Below are 13,411 nucleotides of genomic sequence, written 5' to 3' on the forward strand. Positions count from 1 at the left end.
AAGCCCATCGTCGTGCATAAGACGGGTTAGTCACGAAAAGGGAGCCTGCGGGCAACACGACAAATACGGATCCGCGCTCGCAGCGCATCCGGGCGAGTCGTTGGGGCGGCCAGATAATGTGCTCGAACTCGCAGTTCATCTGCATACGACGGCCTGCCCGCACTTGCGTGCTCCCGGTGCCCCGTGGCCCGGATCCACCAAGCTTAGCCAAACCTGACGACCGAACAAACGATGGCACCGAGAACAACATGCCGGATAACGGCTTCGTGGAAAGCTTCAACAGTCGGCTACGCGATGAGTCCCTCAATGAGCGGCTCTTCACCAGCTACCGGCATGCCCGAAAAGTATCGAAGAATGGACGATCAATTACAACGAGGTGCGCCCGCATGGGGCGATCGGGCACAAGGCCCCGATCTCGTTGCTCAATCCCGATGGCGCCGCCAGCCCGCCATCGTGAGAAAGCCGGGAAACTCCACCTTCCGGCGGTCCAGAGAATGGTATCGGAGCAGAAATGGTCGCGGCTCGAATCGCCACTGGATGACAGTTCAGGGGCAGGTCACGAGCGATCGTTGCCGAACAGTGCCTCCGGAAAGCCAATGTCTTGGTGAGGCGCAGCTTTCCCGATCGATGATAACCCCTAGATTAGGGCAGGGCGAATGCCTTCAGCCGAATTTGCGTTTGCGGCGCGTAGCAGGACATGGTGGATTCTATCTGATAGCTGCGAATCTCGTACCCCTTGCCAAGGATGTCGACGCAGTAAGCTGATAGCGTAAGCAGATGAGTGGCTGAGACATCAAACGTCAGGTCCACCAGAGAACGAGATCTGGCCGCGCAAACCCGAAAAAGCAATTCAGCAGCACCCGACGCTTTCCGTTGCCTGATTGACCGGTAACCCCATGAACGAAACCGCCGTCAAGTAGCGCGATATCCCCGGCCTTGAGCTGGATTTCGCGACTAGGCACGGCCTCAAGATAAGCTGCGGAGTAGGGATATCCCGTGGTCTCCACACCCTGCGACTTTCGATCTGCGACTGTCGGCTTGTGACTCCATAGTCTCAAGTTTCCACCTTCCTCAGGCATGCTGGGATAAAAGTTGAGTGCTGCGACGGTATTGTGCGCCACCGCAGAAAGCTCGTAATCGTTCCCAGCACGTAACACTTGAGCGACATCGTCGTGGGGGTCCAAGGAAAATGTGCCGCTTCCGGTCCAACTGAGAGCCCGACAAACGTTCGCCTGACCGTGTTCTGAGCGCGCCAGCCGCAATTCAATGCCTTGGTTGTGAAGCTCGCGCTTCAACGCGTCGAATAAGGCTCGGACCGGGTCAACTAAACAGCCAAAAAGAGCGTCAACGTGCGGCCGTGCAGTTTCTGCCTCCGCGAAATAGGTGGCTGCATCCTTCCTGTAGTGGGATGCGCCCACATATTGTCCGGGGACGCCATCTTTGCGCTCCCTGAGACCGGGACTGCCAAAAAACTTCGCGGTGATCTCCTCCGCTATTTCGGTGCTGAAAGCTTGGCTGATATGCAGAGCCGTGATCTCACCTTTTAGGACCGAGATGATCTCCGCAGTGCTGATCGAGCCGGTTCGTTCCTCGATCGTAAGAGGCGAGATGGCCGGCGTTTGACGTGCTTGGTTAGTCGTCATTTGTTTTCTCCTGTAGTGCCTGATCGAGGATGGCAATGCCGTGATCAAGTTCGTCATCTGAGATGGTTATCGGCGGAAGGACTTTGATGACGTCGCGATTTGGCCCCGACGATTCGATCAGCAGGCCGTTTTCGAACGCGACATCGTGCACACGGCCAACAACGGCCTGTGATCGGCACTTGAGGCCGGCCATCAGACCACGGCCGCGCTTTTGTTCGATGCACTTAGGGAATTTCGCAACGAGGCGATCAAGGTGTTCTTGCAGTTTTACGGCCGTCCCCTCGACGGCTTTAGTAAACTGCCTATCGGACCACATTTTGCACATGGCCGCGGAAGTCACAAATGCGAGATTATTCCCTCTAAAGGTCCCGCTATGTTCTCCCGGATTCCATATGTCCATGTCAGGGCGAATCAGAACTATGGACAACGGATTACCTGAACCGCTTAGCGATTTCGAAAGACATACGATGTCGGGCTCGATTTTTGCGAACTCAAATGAGAAGAAATCGCCCGTTCGTCCCGAACCTGCCTGAATGTCATCGACGATGAAAACAACGTCGTGCTTACGGCAAATGCGCTGAATTTCTGTGAGCCATGGTGCGGATGCGGTGTTCATGCCGCCTTCTGCCTGGATGGGCTCCAGGATGATTGCGGCCGGCTTTTCTATGCCGCTGCCTGGGTCGCCCAACACGTGATCAATGTAACTCGCGGAATCGAAAGTTTGGTTCGGATAGTTCTCGTAAGGGACACGGATCACATCGTGGCGAGCAACGCCGCCAAGCTGTCTGGTTGACGCTGAACCCGACACCGCTAAGGAGCCGAGCGACATGCCATGGTACGAATTTGTGAAGGCCATGACACTCGAGCGACTGGTATATTTTCGCGCCAGCGCCAACGCCGCTTCGTTAGCGTTTGTCCCGGTTGGCCCCGGAAACTGTATCTTGTAAGAAAGGCCTCGGGGCTTCAGGATTGACTCGACAAACACTTCGATGAAATCACGCTTTGCAGCTGTATACATATCAAGCGACAAAATAATATTTTTATCGGCAAGATATTGAATTGCCGTCGCCATAATATCTTGATTGTTATGACCGTAATTGAGCGCGCCGGACCCAACAATGAAATCAATATAAGGTTTTTCGGACTCGTCCCAGATTGTCGCCCCAAGAGACTTGGTAAAGACTGTTGGAAAGGATCGTCCATAGCGACGAACGTTAGACTCGTAAGCTTCAAAAATGTCGATATCCATTAAATGGCCTCTCCGTATGCGGCTTGCGATCAACGCTGCAGGTTCTATGTTCACGCATTCCAAACCATCGATATCGACGATTAGCTTCGGCCAATATCGGACTTAAAGCGAACGTATCATGGTCAGCGACTTGCATTCGCAAAGAGTCTGTAAACTTGTTTGACGAATCTGTTGCAACGCTTTTTATAGCGATAGCGTGACAGTCAGTGCCCGCCTTTGCGGCAAGGCTATCGGCGGCGTTGTTGGCTGGGGCGACTGACACAACCGCATCGGTTTTTCCAGCATGACTGCAACCACGATGCTTTGATATTTCTCTACCTCCGCCATGACGGGATTCCTTGCCGGCGAGTGGCTGTGACAAATAGCGATTTCTCTCCTGTGACGGCGAGACCGGTGCTCGCTCGAATTTCGTTTTGACGCGGACGAGCGAGACCGCGATTCCCACAGAACTGGAACTGACCGCGGCCGCTAATCGTGGCCGTGGCCGCCGTGGCGGTGATTGCGCTGTTCCCTGGGCGGCGCGCTGGCCCACCTCCTGGCTTCACGGCATTTACAATGCCTCGGTCGGCCCTTGAGGTGACGGCCGCATTGCAGGCCACGGGCCGTGCACGCGAGTGGTGTTCGGCACCCACGAGCTGACGCAGACGGCGCCTGCTTCGAGAAGGCGCGATCGAAGCGGTTATCGACAACCCCGGTGTTCGCCACCGTACCGTGTGGTGACGACGGCGCGGCTTTAGGAGCGCAGCACGACTAAGAGTTGCCACCCGGACCACATTTCATATGATCGAAAAACGCTAGCTCAGGCGACGCACTATCGATGTGTCCACGCCGCTTGTGTGCGCAAGGTTTCACTCTGTCCGACATCCGACAATTGTTGGAGGTGAGAGAGGGCGCCAAATCCGCTTACCCGGTGTTTAATCCAATCTTCCTCTCTGGCACGTTCTGTGCAGCGTGGCTTGCGAACGCATCAGCGAGAAAATAGTCCCATGATCACACTCACTGAAAGCGCCGTCGCCGCCCTCAAGGCCGCGCTTTCCCGCGCCGATGAACCGGCGGAAGGCTTTCGCATCATGGTCGAGGCGGGCGGCTGCGCCGGCCTCAAATACCTGATTGGCCTGGAAAACGTCTCGCGTGAGGGGGATGCCGTCATGGAGACGGACGGGGTCAAGGTGTTCGTCGACGCAAGCTCCCAGCCCCATCTCGCCGGCACGACCGTTGACTTCGTCACGGGCCTGGAGTCATCGGGCTTTGTCTTCGACAATCCCAATGCGCGGGACAAATGCGCCTGCGGCAAGTCCTTCGGCTAGCCGCCATCACGACAAGGATCGGCGCCGTGCGGGATAATACCGACAACGTCTACCTCTTCAGCGACAAGCTCTATTTCATCAACCCGCACAATGTCGGCGCTTTGGACACCCCCAATGCGGCCGGGGAGGTCGGCGCCGTCGCCTGCGGCGATGGGCTTAAATTGATAATGGGTTTCGACCCCAAGACCGAGACGATTACTGCCGCAACGTTCCAGACCTTCGGCCGCGGCTCGGCCATAACCGCTTCCTCGACGTTTACCGAATTCATCGTCGGCAAGACCATCGATGAAGCCCTTCAGATCGCCGATCAGGACATAGCGGATTTTCTCGGCGCCCTGCCGCCGCACACGACATACTCATCGTTCGATCGCCTCATTCTGGAGCGCGGTTTACGGCTGATGAGCGAGTTTTTCCGTGCCGTGAGGCAGGCTTTCGAGGAGACGCCAGGATTCTCACGCCTCGTCCTCGTCAAGGCATCATCGCTATGAGTGAGGTGATAGAGGCGTTTCTCGAGGTGATAGGCTTCGATGAGCGAGAGGCCCTTCCCCGCAGCCTTCCCCCGCTGAAACCCAATTCTGCGTGGACTTCGAGCGAGTGGGGTTTCGGCAACGAGCCTCGGCGGTGGAACGAGCTGCAAGACGTGCAGTGGGACATTTCCCACCTTTTGCCGCGTCTCGTAAGCCTGCAGAGACGCTCCATTGCTCAGTTGAAGGCCGCGTAAGCAATGCCATATGCGGTCAAGGAAATTTTCTACACCCTTCAAGGTGAAGGACGAAATGCCGGGCGGGCTGCCGTATTTTGTCGTTTCGCCGGCTGTAACCTTTGGTCGGGACGTGAAGGCGACCGGGCAAAAGCATTCTGCGGATTCTGCGACACCGATTTCGTTGGGGTAGATGGCCTCGGTGGCGGACATTTTGACACCGCACTGCAGCTTGCGTTGGCGATCGAACAAGCCTGGCGCGGGTCGGGAGCTGGGCAGCGTCTTGTCGTGCTCACCGGAGGGGAACCCCTCCTCCAGATCGATGAAGAACTCCTGGAAGCGCTGCATTCCTTGGCGTTTGAAATTGCCGTGGAGACCAACGGTACCATCCCCACACCCGCCGGCATCGACTGGCTGTGCGTCAGTCCGAAATGCAATGCACGCCTCGTGCTCATGGCAGGGGACGAGCTGAAGCTTGTATATCCTCAGATTGGCGCGGAGCCCGAACATTTCGAAGTGCTCGCGTTTGAGCACCTTTTGCTTCAGCCGATGGATGGGCCGGAGCGCGAGGCGAATACGGCCGCCGCAGTGGCCTATTGTCTTGCCAACCCACGTTGGCGCTTGAGCCTTCAAACCCACAAATTTCTCGGAATCCCATGAAGATTACGCAAGCTTTCACCTTCGAGGCAGCGCACTGTCTTCCGCGCGTGCCAGAGACCCACCGCTGTCACCGCATGCATGGCCACTCATACCGTGTGGAACTGCGTCTGGAAGGGCCCGTCGATCCAGACACGGGCTTTGTCATCGATTTCTTCGATGTCGAGGCTGTGTTCGGACCGCTTCTGCAACGTCTCGACCATCAGTATCTGAACGAGATTGAAGGTCTCGACAATCCGACCGCGGAAAACATTGCGGTCTGGATCTGGAACCAAACCAAGCCGCTTCTTGGCCAAATGTGCTCGGTAACAGTCTATGAGACACCACTGTGCTGGGCTGAATACGAGGGTTGACCCGATGCAAAGAGAGCCGGGAACCGCACTTGTCCTGTTCTCCGGCGGCCAGGATTCGACAACCTGCCTGGCTTGGGCGCTCGAGAACTTCGAGCGCGTCGAGACAATCGGCTTCGACTATGGGCAGCGGCATCGGATCGAGCTCGATGTGCGGCCTTACCTGCTCGAGCGCATTCGAACAGACTTTCCGGCCTGGCGCGGGCGACTAGGCGGGGACCACATGATTGACATGGCCGTGCTCGGCCAAATCAGTAATACCGCGCTCACGCGTGACGTCGAGGTCGCACTGAACGCGAACGGTATAACAAATACCTTCGTGCCTGGCCGGAACCTTCTGTTCCTCGGCTTTGCGGCCGCGATAGCTTACCGAATGGGCGCGAAACACCTCGTGATCGGCGTGTCCGAGACGGATCGTTTCAGCTACCCGGATTGTCGAGATGACGCGATTAAGGCGATTCAACTTGCCCTGAACCTTGGAATGGAGAAGCGGTTCATCATTCACACACCCCTCATGCAGCGTGACAAGGCGCAGACCTGGGCGCTGGCGGATTGGCTGGGCGGAGAGGCGCTGGTGAAGCTCATCTGCGAGGGAAGCCACACCTGCTATAGCGGAGACCGCGAGCATAGACATAGGTGGGGTTTCGGTTGCGGGACCTGCATCGAGTGTAATCTTCGGGCAGCGGGATGGGAGCAATTCCGATCCTGCAAAGAGGCACCCGTGACCGCCCATGAAATGACGTGAGCGCCAAGATCCAGGCCGGCGGTGGCAATCTGTTCCATAGATCGTTTCCTTCTCTTTGTGATCAGCACGACGAGGGTAGGCGCCTTCGATGCCGTTTCGAAGGGCTGTTCCATACCATCGACCTTGATGATCTTTGCCGTTCGCGTGGTGCTGTTTGGAAAGGGAGTTAAGCACCTTGGCAAGCAGGCTGCGGTCCTAAATCCCGGTCGGATTGATCGTGGAGCGTACTGCCAAGAAAAAGAAGAGCTTGTGGTTTCGACGAGAGGCAGTTGATGCCCGGGCCCGCCCTTATGTGGAGGGTCGTCCATGCAGTCCATCACCAGCATGGCCGCACCATTGGCATCATTGAAGGGACGAATGACGACCTCATCGGCAATCGATACCGGCGCCTGCGTAAGCCGGCACGGGCGCTGGCGCCTGCGGCGACGCGATGTTGCGGATATCCCTCCCCTGGCCTACCTCGGCCCAATCAAAGGATTCCTGCTAAGCGCGTTCGATCTGGCATGCCCGTGCGTCCAGTGAATGCGCGCGCCGCCTTGATGGCGATCGTCACAGCCTCAGTGTCGATGTTTGACGAGATTGATCTGCTCGACCGCCGGAAGACAATCGAGCAGATAGTTCAGCAAGGTCGATCTCATGTGCTGTCGAATCCAAAAGGCGGTTGCCGTCATGAAGGATGCGCGCCGCATCAAGCGCCGGGGTAAAGCCATCCCTATGCATCAGGATGGCGAAAGTGTTGTTGAGGTCCCGAAAGCGCTGTCCGTTGAGGTCAGCCAGATTGGCGCGTTCGCGTTGCCGCGCGCCGAGCGGCTTCGGATCGCACAGCCGCTGCGCGCGTGGCTCGAGGAAAACGGGCGGCTGCGGGCGACAATCTGGCCTGTTCGGCGTCAGGCGGTGCGAAGGTTTCTTGCAACATGTCAGGCCCCTCCTCGAAGGATCCGGAGACCTAGGCCCCTTTCGCCACTGACATGGCATTTGCACTTGGAAGACGTCATTACGAATTGCATATGGGAGGGGCCAATGAACAGGCCAACGATCGCGGATCTGGCGAAAGCCGCGGGCGTAAGTGTTTCCACGGTCAATAGGCTATTGCACGGATCTGGCACACTGCGACCGCAGACGGACCTCATCTTGAGCGCAGCGCAGCAGATCGGCTTCCACAGTTCGGGGCCGCGGCACGAACGCAGGCGGGACAATCTCCCGCATCGGCACTTGAGCTTTCTCATGCAGCAATCGCACCGGCCGCTCTGTCAGATCTGGGCCGAGGCGCTTCTAGATGCCTGCGCGCGACGCACAGATGCGGTTATTGAGCCAGACGTGCTCTTCGAGGACGACCCTTCCCCAGAAGCAGTCGCTGCCAATCTGCTCAAGATAGGCGAAAGCGCCGATGCAATCGCTGTAATCTCGGCCGATCACCCGCTCGTCGGTCAGGCGATTGATGAGTTGCGCATCAAGGGCGTTCCGGTGATCGCCTACGTGACCGACCTGTCCGCCGCCAGCCGGGCCGGCTTTGTGGGAACCGACAACTGGAAGGCCGGCCGCACCGCCGCATGGTTTATCAGCCAGACGTCCGGTCGGCCCGGCAATCCTACATGCGCGACTACGCGCCCGAGTTCCACGTCAGCGAAACCCTCCTGACCCATGAGACGCCGAATAACGCCTATGCAGTCGTTCGCAGGCTGATAGCGGAGGAGCCGGAGCTCAGGGGCATCTTTGTCAATGGCGGCGGCATTTCCGGCGTCCTGCGTGCTATGCGCGAGCTCGCTGCGGAGCAGCAGTGCAAAATCCGGGTCGTCTGCCGCGACATCGGGCCGGAGACACGCAAGGGATTGAGCGAAGGCTTGATTACGGCTTCCTTGTGTCATCCCGTCGACAGGATGCCTGAAGAACTCATCGACGTGATGCTGCGCATGATCGAACGCACGGACACGCGGCTAATCGAACAGCGGATTGTTCCGTTCGAGATCCTCACGCCAGAGAGCATTTGGACTTAAGAATCGGAAGAGCCATCGTCGTCCGGATAAGGTCATCCGTGCCGCTACGAAGCGACGACCGCTTCCTGGGAGGAAACTGGGCGCAAGGGCGGTTCGGCACTCATGACCCTCGTATCCACCGAAAGAGGCCAGGAGGACGAGGAGATGGAAATCCCCGAGGAAGACGATTCTGTCGAGAGCTGGACCTCACGCTTGCGCCAATGATTAGGCTGGTTCTGCGGCAGTTCGTGCCGATTTGCGCGGCTTGTGGCGCGCCAACCTTATAAGCGCGTCGATCGAGGCAGCGCACCGGGCGATCTATAGAGAATTTGCTGTTCGCCGCGTGACTATGGCAGATATGTCGAGCTGCTTCATCATAGCGAGCAACCGAGCCGTTTGGGCTTGATTGAGGCGCCGACGGTTAATGACGGCGCGGATCTCGCGGGCGAGCTTGGCTTTCCGCAATTCCTCTTCGGAATTGTCAAAGCCCAAATCCGCAAACAAGTTGCCGGTGGTCATTTAGCCGTTGATTCTTCAGTCATGACTTTGTTCCTTTCCCATAGTTTTCGCGATCGTGCGTCTCGGCCACCTTTAATCGCTGTAACGAGATCGACTTCGCACTTGCGCGTGTCCCTGCCCTTCTTCTGGAAGCAAGGATGTAGATCACACCAGCGACGCGACGGTATGGACGGCGTGATAGATATCCCGGTCTAGTCGTTGACCACCTCAAGGGTGCTTCGGCCGCCAAATCCCTTGAGGGGTTGACCGGCAGATGCTGCTCGCCATTTTTGGGCATCGTTGATTGCAACACCCATTACGCTGCAGACATCGACCAATCTGACTCCGCTCAGCTACAAAAGAAAAGATTCGGGTCAAACGGCCGTTCTTGCCAAGTGATCCTATTTTCCTATGAACCCATTTTGGACTGCACGGACCGTTCCAGCTCAAAACCCTCTTAGATACCCGTTAATCCGCTCTGCAAATGCACCCCAGTAGAGCACTTTGGCAGTGCTACATCGATAATGAGCCCAGTTTTGCCTTTTTTTTGAGAAGGTATCCCTCTTGCTCGGCCGCAGCGAATATCCCGGTAAAGTTGGCTGCAGCGCATCGCGTTTAGCGCTCGCTGGGCGGAGCTGGTCCGGGTTGCGAACCCCGGCGAGCGCGGATCGTCTTGGGCGATGTGGTGATCAGGCGCGGTTCTTGAAGCGCCAGGATTCATGTCCGATTTCGATGATCTCGCAATGATGCGTGAGAGGATCGAGCAGTGCGGTCGTTGTTGCGTCGAAGTAGCGGCCGCGCCCGCTGTCGCGGATGAGCGTCCGGGCGATGGCAATGGCCAGATGCGACTTCCCGTTCCGGGCCACCAATCAACACGCCATTGGACAAATGCCATCAATGGCATCTCACCGCCGGGCGGCGGCGAAGAAGAAGGAGGAGAGGAAGTGATGGAACGCAAGCTTGATACGTGATCGCAGCGCTCCCCGAGGAGCGTCGGGAGCGTGTCGACGCACGTTTCCAAGAGCTAAGGAGGGAGGTCGAGAGCTTCGGCGAGCTGCGCCGTGCGGCTGGGCAAGGCCCAGGCAGAGATTGCCTTGACCCTCAAGATCAAGCAGCCCTCGGTCTCGAAGATCGAGAAGCAGGCCGATATGTATCTGTCGACGCTTAGAGCTATGTAGAGGCGATCGGGGGACAAACTCGACCTCATCGTCGCCTCCTCGCGCGCGCGCCTTCGTTTAGAGCGGCTCGGCGACGCCCTAGCCCCCAACCCCCTCCGCACATAGTGCGAAAAGAGCGCCAAGGACGAACCCGCCTGAAAGGAAGCGCGCAGGCTGGACGCGACGTTTCGATCAAAATTGCCGAAGGGACGACAGTCTCGTCGATGCTCGCGATATATGAGCAAGCCCTCGTTAGACCGATACCGATCTGCCCGCTGTCACGCTCGCGGGGGACGCCACTTCCCTCACCCATGCTGGCCCAGTTCACCGCCGCGCTGGGGGTGTGCGGCGATGTGCTCGCCGACGACGACCAGCTCGAGCACGCTTGGTCACAGCTTCCACAGTTGATCACGGCGCGACATCTTCAGTGGTTTCCAATTGATCAAATTAAGCGATCATCGCCGCCCGGCAAAACGACAAAAAACGTTAAACGGCCATGTCTGCTGCCTTCTTATGCGGCTCGAGGACACATTGAGCACAGGCAAATACTGGCAAGCATGCTAGCGCCACGACCTCACCTCGCGGCGGCAGTTAACGACCCACTGCGGTTTCCCAAAGGCCTTCGGACAAACTTGGCGCAGCGCTGTTACGCCAGGCACAGCACGTCGAGATCTGTCGAGCATCAGCCGTTGCGAAAGGTGTAGCCATAACCGTTGAGCGCCGGCGCGCCGCCGAGATGCGCGTAGAGTATCCTCGAGCCCTCTGGAAAAAAGCCTTTTTGGACGAGGTCAATCATCCCTTGCATCGATTTGCCCTCATAGACGGGATCGGTAATCATACCCTCGAGCCGCGCACACAGGCGGATCGCCTCCTTGGTTTCCTCGGATGGAATGCCGTACCGCGGGTGCGCGTAGTCCTCGAGCAACACCACGTCATCCTCGGCAAGTTCCGATCCGAGCTCGACGAGGGTCGCTGTATGTCGGGCAATGCTTAGCACCTGCGCCTTGGTCTTGGCCGGGATAGCAGAGGCATCAATACCGATCACGTTGCGCTGTCGACCGTCCTTGGCGAATCCGACGAGCATGCCGGCGTGCGTTGAACCGGTGACCGTGCAAACGACCATGTAGTCGAAGCCAAACCCTAGCTGTTCCTCCTGGGCGCGCACTTCCTCCGCGAACCCCACATAGCCAAGGCCTCCATTCGGATGAACAGACGCCCCGGCCGGTATCGCATAGGGCCTGCCGCCCCTTGCCTTGACCTCATAGAGCGCTTTTTCCCAACTGTGCCGGATGCCGATGTCAAAGCCTTCGTCGACCAGGCGCACCTCTACGCCCAAGATGCGGCTCAAGAGAATGTTGCCAACCCGGTCGTAGACGGCATCCTCATGGGGGACCCAACTCTCCTGAACCAGGAGGCATTTCATGCCGATCTTGGCGGCAACGGCGGCGACCATGCGCGTGTGGTTGGACTGCACGCCGCCGATGGTGACGAGGGTATCGGCATCCGACGCGATCGCGTCAGGGATGATGTATTCGAGCTTGCGCAGCTTGTTGCCGCCGAACGCCAGACCGGAGTTGCAGTCCTCGCGTTTGGCGTAGATCTCCACCTTGCCGCCCAGATGCTTGCCGAGCCGGTCGAGCTTCTCGATGGGTGTGGGTCCAAAGGTGAGCGGGTAACGCGCGAATTTTTTCAGCATTTTCTCTCCGGCGATGATCATTCAGCTGAAATAGCCACGCAAAACTCGTTCCATAAGCGTTGCTTGGATTGGTCGGCCGCGCTCTTCGACCTCCCATCAGGGCCTTGGGGATTTCCAGCGCTTTCCTTGCGATTGAAAGGACGCGATCCACATGCCGGCATGCTGCGATGAGGCGACCATCCCTAGGACCAAAGACGACAAGCGGTCGGCATCTGCGTTTTTGCCAGCTTTGCGAGCGCAGCCAGACCGCCAAACCAACAGAACTTCGATAAAAACGCAGTGGCTCTTGTTTGCGGTTGGATCGGCAGAACCGCACAGTTGCTGAGGCGAGTTCTGGGAGGCGATTTTTGTGGCGCTCAACGCCTCACAGAAATTTCCGCTGCTCGATCGAAGTGCTCGTCTACCTGATCAAAACGGGTGCCAATGCCCTCGAAAGGCTGGCCTCGCCGCGGCCGTAAGTCGCCGGATTGTAGTTGACGAGCGTGTCGGTCCTAGCCGTATCCAGCAACTGATTAGCTATCTGTGTCGGTGTTGCTGACGTGAATTTGCTGCCCAGAATGGCGGCATAGCCTGCAACCACGGGTGCCGCGACAGACGTGCCGGATAGCCCAATCTTGTCACTATCGACCCCCACAGTCAGGAACTGGTTCTGCACCTCCGAATCTGAACCGGCGTAATTCGAATAGGAGGCGAGCTTTGCCTTGTTTTCGGGAGTGCCATTGCGCTCTAGCGCACCCACAAAGATTGCCGATTGCTTCCCAATCAGGTCGAGAGAAAGGAAATCAATATCCCCATCGGCAAGGGTATCTACCGCTACGGACCCGTTGCCGGCTGCCTTTGTGAAGACCGCAGCACCCGCCCGAGCCGCATCGACAATCGACTGCTCAAGCCGGTACCCGCTCACTGGTTCCTCAAGGCCATAGCTCAGATTAATGACATTGAGGCCCTGCTTCAGCGTGAGCGGAACTTGTTCCGAAAAGTCAAGCTCGGTTATGTTTGCGCCAGGCGCGACCATGCCGGCTGCTTGAGCGACCCACTGCCCATGTTGCCGCCATTGGGAGCCATGGCCGAGATCCCCCTCCTGTCCCATGTTACTTGTGAAGTCATCTATGACAGTTACCGACACGCCAGACCCATTATAGCCCGAGGCCCATGCTGCGCCGACGTCCGGGCTCATCCAGCAAAAGGTGCCATCGGCATTTTGTGGGCAACGCGAGCTGCTGCCGTCCATGGCTGGCCTTGCAGCTCCTCCATCGCCGGCGAGCCTGGATTGGAGGTCATCGGCGAAACCGGGTGGTGCCGACGTCCATAGGACAAGACTGGCAAGGTACGCCACCGGCAACAATCGCTTTATCTGCATTCAACTCTCCTGTTTGAACTGTTCTTCATCAACAAGACGAAGCATTTCACCATGGCTAGAACACCTCTGAACCAGA

Annotated in this window: 12 protein-coding genes and 3 pseudogenes; 9 read left to right on the forward strand and 6 right to left on the reverse strand. The window is 57.8% G+C overall.

The genetic code is table 11. The features are described from left to right. The first annotated feature begins 248 nt into the window (after positions 1-248). Positions 249-457 (forward strand): annotated as a pseudogene (locus tag EB231_RS35410) (integrase core domain-containing protein). 343 nt (positions 458-800) lie between these two features. Here EB231_RS35410 and EB231_RS32820 read toward each other — a convergent pair. Both EB231_RS32820 and ectB read right to left on the reverse strand, forming a co-directional pair. Then, complete coding sequence (locus tag EB231_RS32820) at positions 801-1,643, reverse strand: 2OG-Fe(II)-dependent halogenase WelO5 family protein (protein ID WP_172352445.1); 843 nt, start codon at positions 1,641-1,643, stop codon at positions 801-803. Next, positions 1,633-2,892, reverse strand: a complete 1,260-nt coding sequence (gene ectB, locus EB231_RS32825; RefSeq protein WP_172352446.1) for a diaminobutyrate--2-oxoglutarate transaminase — start codon at positions 2,890-2,892, stop codon at positions 1,633-1,635. Before ectB ends, EB231_RS32820 begins: the two co-directional genes overlap by 11 nt. 986 nt (positions 2,893-3,878) lie before the next feature. Between ectB and EB231_RS32830 the strand changes: the two genes are divergently transcribed. From EB231_RS32830 to EB231_RS35820, 8 genes and pseudogenes are all read left to right on the forward strand, one after another. Beyond that, a complete protein-coding gene (locus EB231_RS32830) occupies positions 3,879-4,199 on the forward strand; it encodes a HesB/IscA family protein (RefSeq protein ID WP_172352447.1) in 321 nt (106 codons plus the stop codon). A 26-nt stretch (positions 4,200-4,225) separates the two neighbouring features. Next, on the forward strand, positions 4,226-4,687 hold the full coding sequence (locus EB231_RS32835) for an iron-sulfur cluster assembly scaffold protein (protein ID WP_172352448.1): 462 nt from the start codon (positions 4,226-4,228) through the stop codon (positions 4,685-4,687). 236 nt (positions 4,688-4,923) lie between these two features. Beyond that, positions 4,924-5,559 (forward strand): 7-carboxy-7-deazaguanine synthase, encoded by a 636-nt coding sequence (queE, locus tag EB231_RS32840; protein ID WP_172352449.1) that lies wholly within the window; start codon positions 4,924-4,926, stop codon positions 5,557-5,559. Beyond that, the gene (gene queD / locus EB231_RS32845) at positions 5,556-5,909 is read left to right on the forward strand and encodes a 6-carboxytetrahydropterin synthase QueD (RefSeq protein ID WP_172352450.1); all 354 of its coding nucleotides are present in this window, start codon (positions 5,556-5,558) and stop codon (positions 5,907-5,909) included. The genes queE and queD overlap by 4 nt, the downstream gene beginning before the upstream one ends. A 4-nt stretch (positions 5,910-5,913) precedes the next feature. Continuing rightward, positions 5,914-6,651, forward strand: coding sequence for a 7-cyano-7-deazaguanine synthase QueC (gene queC / locus EB231_RS32850; protein ID WP_172352451.1), 738 nt, complete (start codon positions 5,914-5,916; stop codon positions 6,649-6,651). Between the two features lie 306 nt (positions 6,652-6,957). After that, a complete protein-coding gene (locus EB231_RS32855; RefSeq protein ID WP_172352452.1) occupies positions 6,958-7,173 on the forward strand; it encodes a hypothetical protein in 216 nt (71 codons plus the stop codon). Positions 7,174-7,671: 498 nt separating this feature from the next. Continuing rightward, positions 7,672-8,220, forward strand: a pseudogene (locus EB231_RS35815) (substrate-binding domain-containing protein); the annotation flags it as partial. A 23-nt stretch (positions 8,221-8,243) separates the two neighbouring features. Continuing rightward, positions 8,244-8,645, forward strand: coding sequence for a hypothetical protein (locus EB231_RS35820; protein ID WP_445299293.1), 402 nt, complete (start codon positions 8,244-8,246; stop codon positions 8,643-8,645). A 297-nt stretch (positions 8,646-8,942) separates the two neighbouring features. On the opposite strand, the gene EB231_RS32865 is transcribed toward EB231_RS35820, so the two are convergent. The 4 genes and pseudogenes from EB231_RS32865 to EB231_RS32885 form a co-directional block, all read right to left on the reverse strand. Beyond that, positions 8,943-9,143 (reverse strand): XRE family transcriptional regulator, encoded by a 201-nt coding sequence (locus EB231_RS32865; protein ID WP_246740827.1) that lies wholly within the window; start codon positions 9,141-9,143, stop codon positions 8,943-8,945. 668 nt (positions 9,144-9,811) lie between these two features. Continuing rightward, positions 9,812-9,898 (reverse strand): annotated as a pseudogene (locus tag EB231_RS35825) (ATP-binding protein); the annotation flags it as partial. Positions 9,899-10,961: 1,063 nt separating this feature from the next. Beyond that, a complete protein-coding gene (locus EB231_RS32880) occupies positions 10,962-11,975 on the reverse strand; it encodes a 1-aminocyclopropane-1-carboxylate deaminase (RefSeq protein ID WP_172352454.1) in 1,014 nt (337 codons plus the stop codon). A gap of 400 nt (positions 11,976-12,375) precedes the next feature. Further along, entirely contained in the window at positions 12,376-13,335 is a 960-nt protein-coding gene (locus tag EB231_RS32885) for a S8/S53 family peptidase (RefSeq protein ID WP_172352455.1), read from the reverse strand. Between the last annotated feature and the right edge of the window lie 76 nt (positions 13,336-13,411).

The organism is Mesorhizobium sp. NZP2298, from assembly GCF_013170825.1.
In the GTDB taxonomy this organism is placed as follows: Bacteria; Pseudomonadota; Alphaproteobacteria; order Rhizobiales; family Rhizobiaceae; genus Mesorhizobium.

Excerpts from the sequence above, each read along its gene's own strand:
- EB231_RS32820 (WP_172352445.1), bottom strand. The coding sequence starts at position 1,643 with ATGACGACTAACCAAGCACGTCAAACGCCGGCCATCTCGCCTCTTACG.
- ectB (WP_172352446.1), bottom strand. The coding sequence starts at position 2,892 with ATGGATATCGACATTTTTGAAGCTTACGAGTCTAACGTTCGTCGCTAT.
- EB231_RS32830 (WP_172352447.1), top strand. The coding sequence starts at position 3,879 with ATGATCACACTCACTGAAAGCGCCGTCGCCGCCCTCAAGGCCGCGCTT.
- queE (WP_172352449.1), top strand. The coding sequence starts at position 4,924 with ATGCCATATGCGGTCAAGGAAATTTTCTACACCCTTCAAGGTGAAGGA.
- queD (WP_172352450.1), top strand. The coding sequence starts at position 5,556 with ATGAAGATTACGCAAGCTTTCACCTTCGAGGCAGCGCACTGTCTTCCG.
- queC (WP_172352451.1), top strand. The coding sequence starts at position 5,914 with ATGCAAAGAGAGCCGGGAACCGCACTTGTCCTGTTCTCCGGCGGCCAG.
- EB231_RS32855 (WP_172352452.1), top strand. The coding sequence starts at position 6,958 with ATGCAGTCCATCACCAGCATGGCCGCACCATTGGCATCATTGAAGGGA.
- EB231_RS35820 (WP_445299293.1), top strand. The coding sequence starts at position 8,244 with ATGCGCGACTACGCGCCCGAGTTCCACGTCAGCGAAACCCTCCTGACC.
- EB231_RS32865 (WP_246740827.1), bottom strand. The coding sequence starts at position 9,143 with ATGACCACCGGCAACTTGTTTGCGGATTTGGGCTTTGACAATTCCGAA.
- EB231_RS32880 (WP_172352454.1), bottom strand. The coding sequence starts at position 11,975 with ATGCTGAAAAAATTCGCGCGTTACCCGCTCACCTTTGGACCCACACCC.
- EB231_RS32885 (WP_172352455.1), bottom strand. The coding sequence starts at position 13,335 with ATGCAGATAAAGCGATTGTTGCCGGTGGCGTACCTTGCCAGTCTTGTC.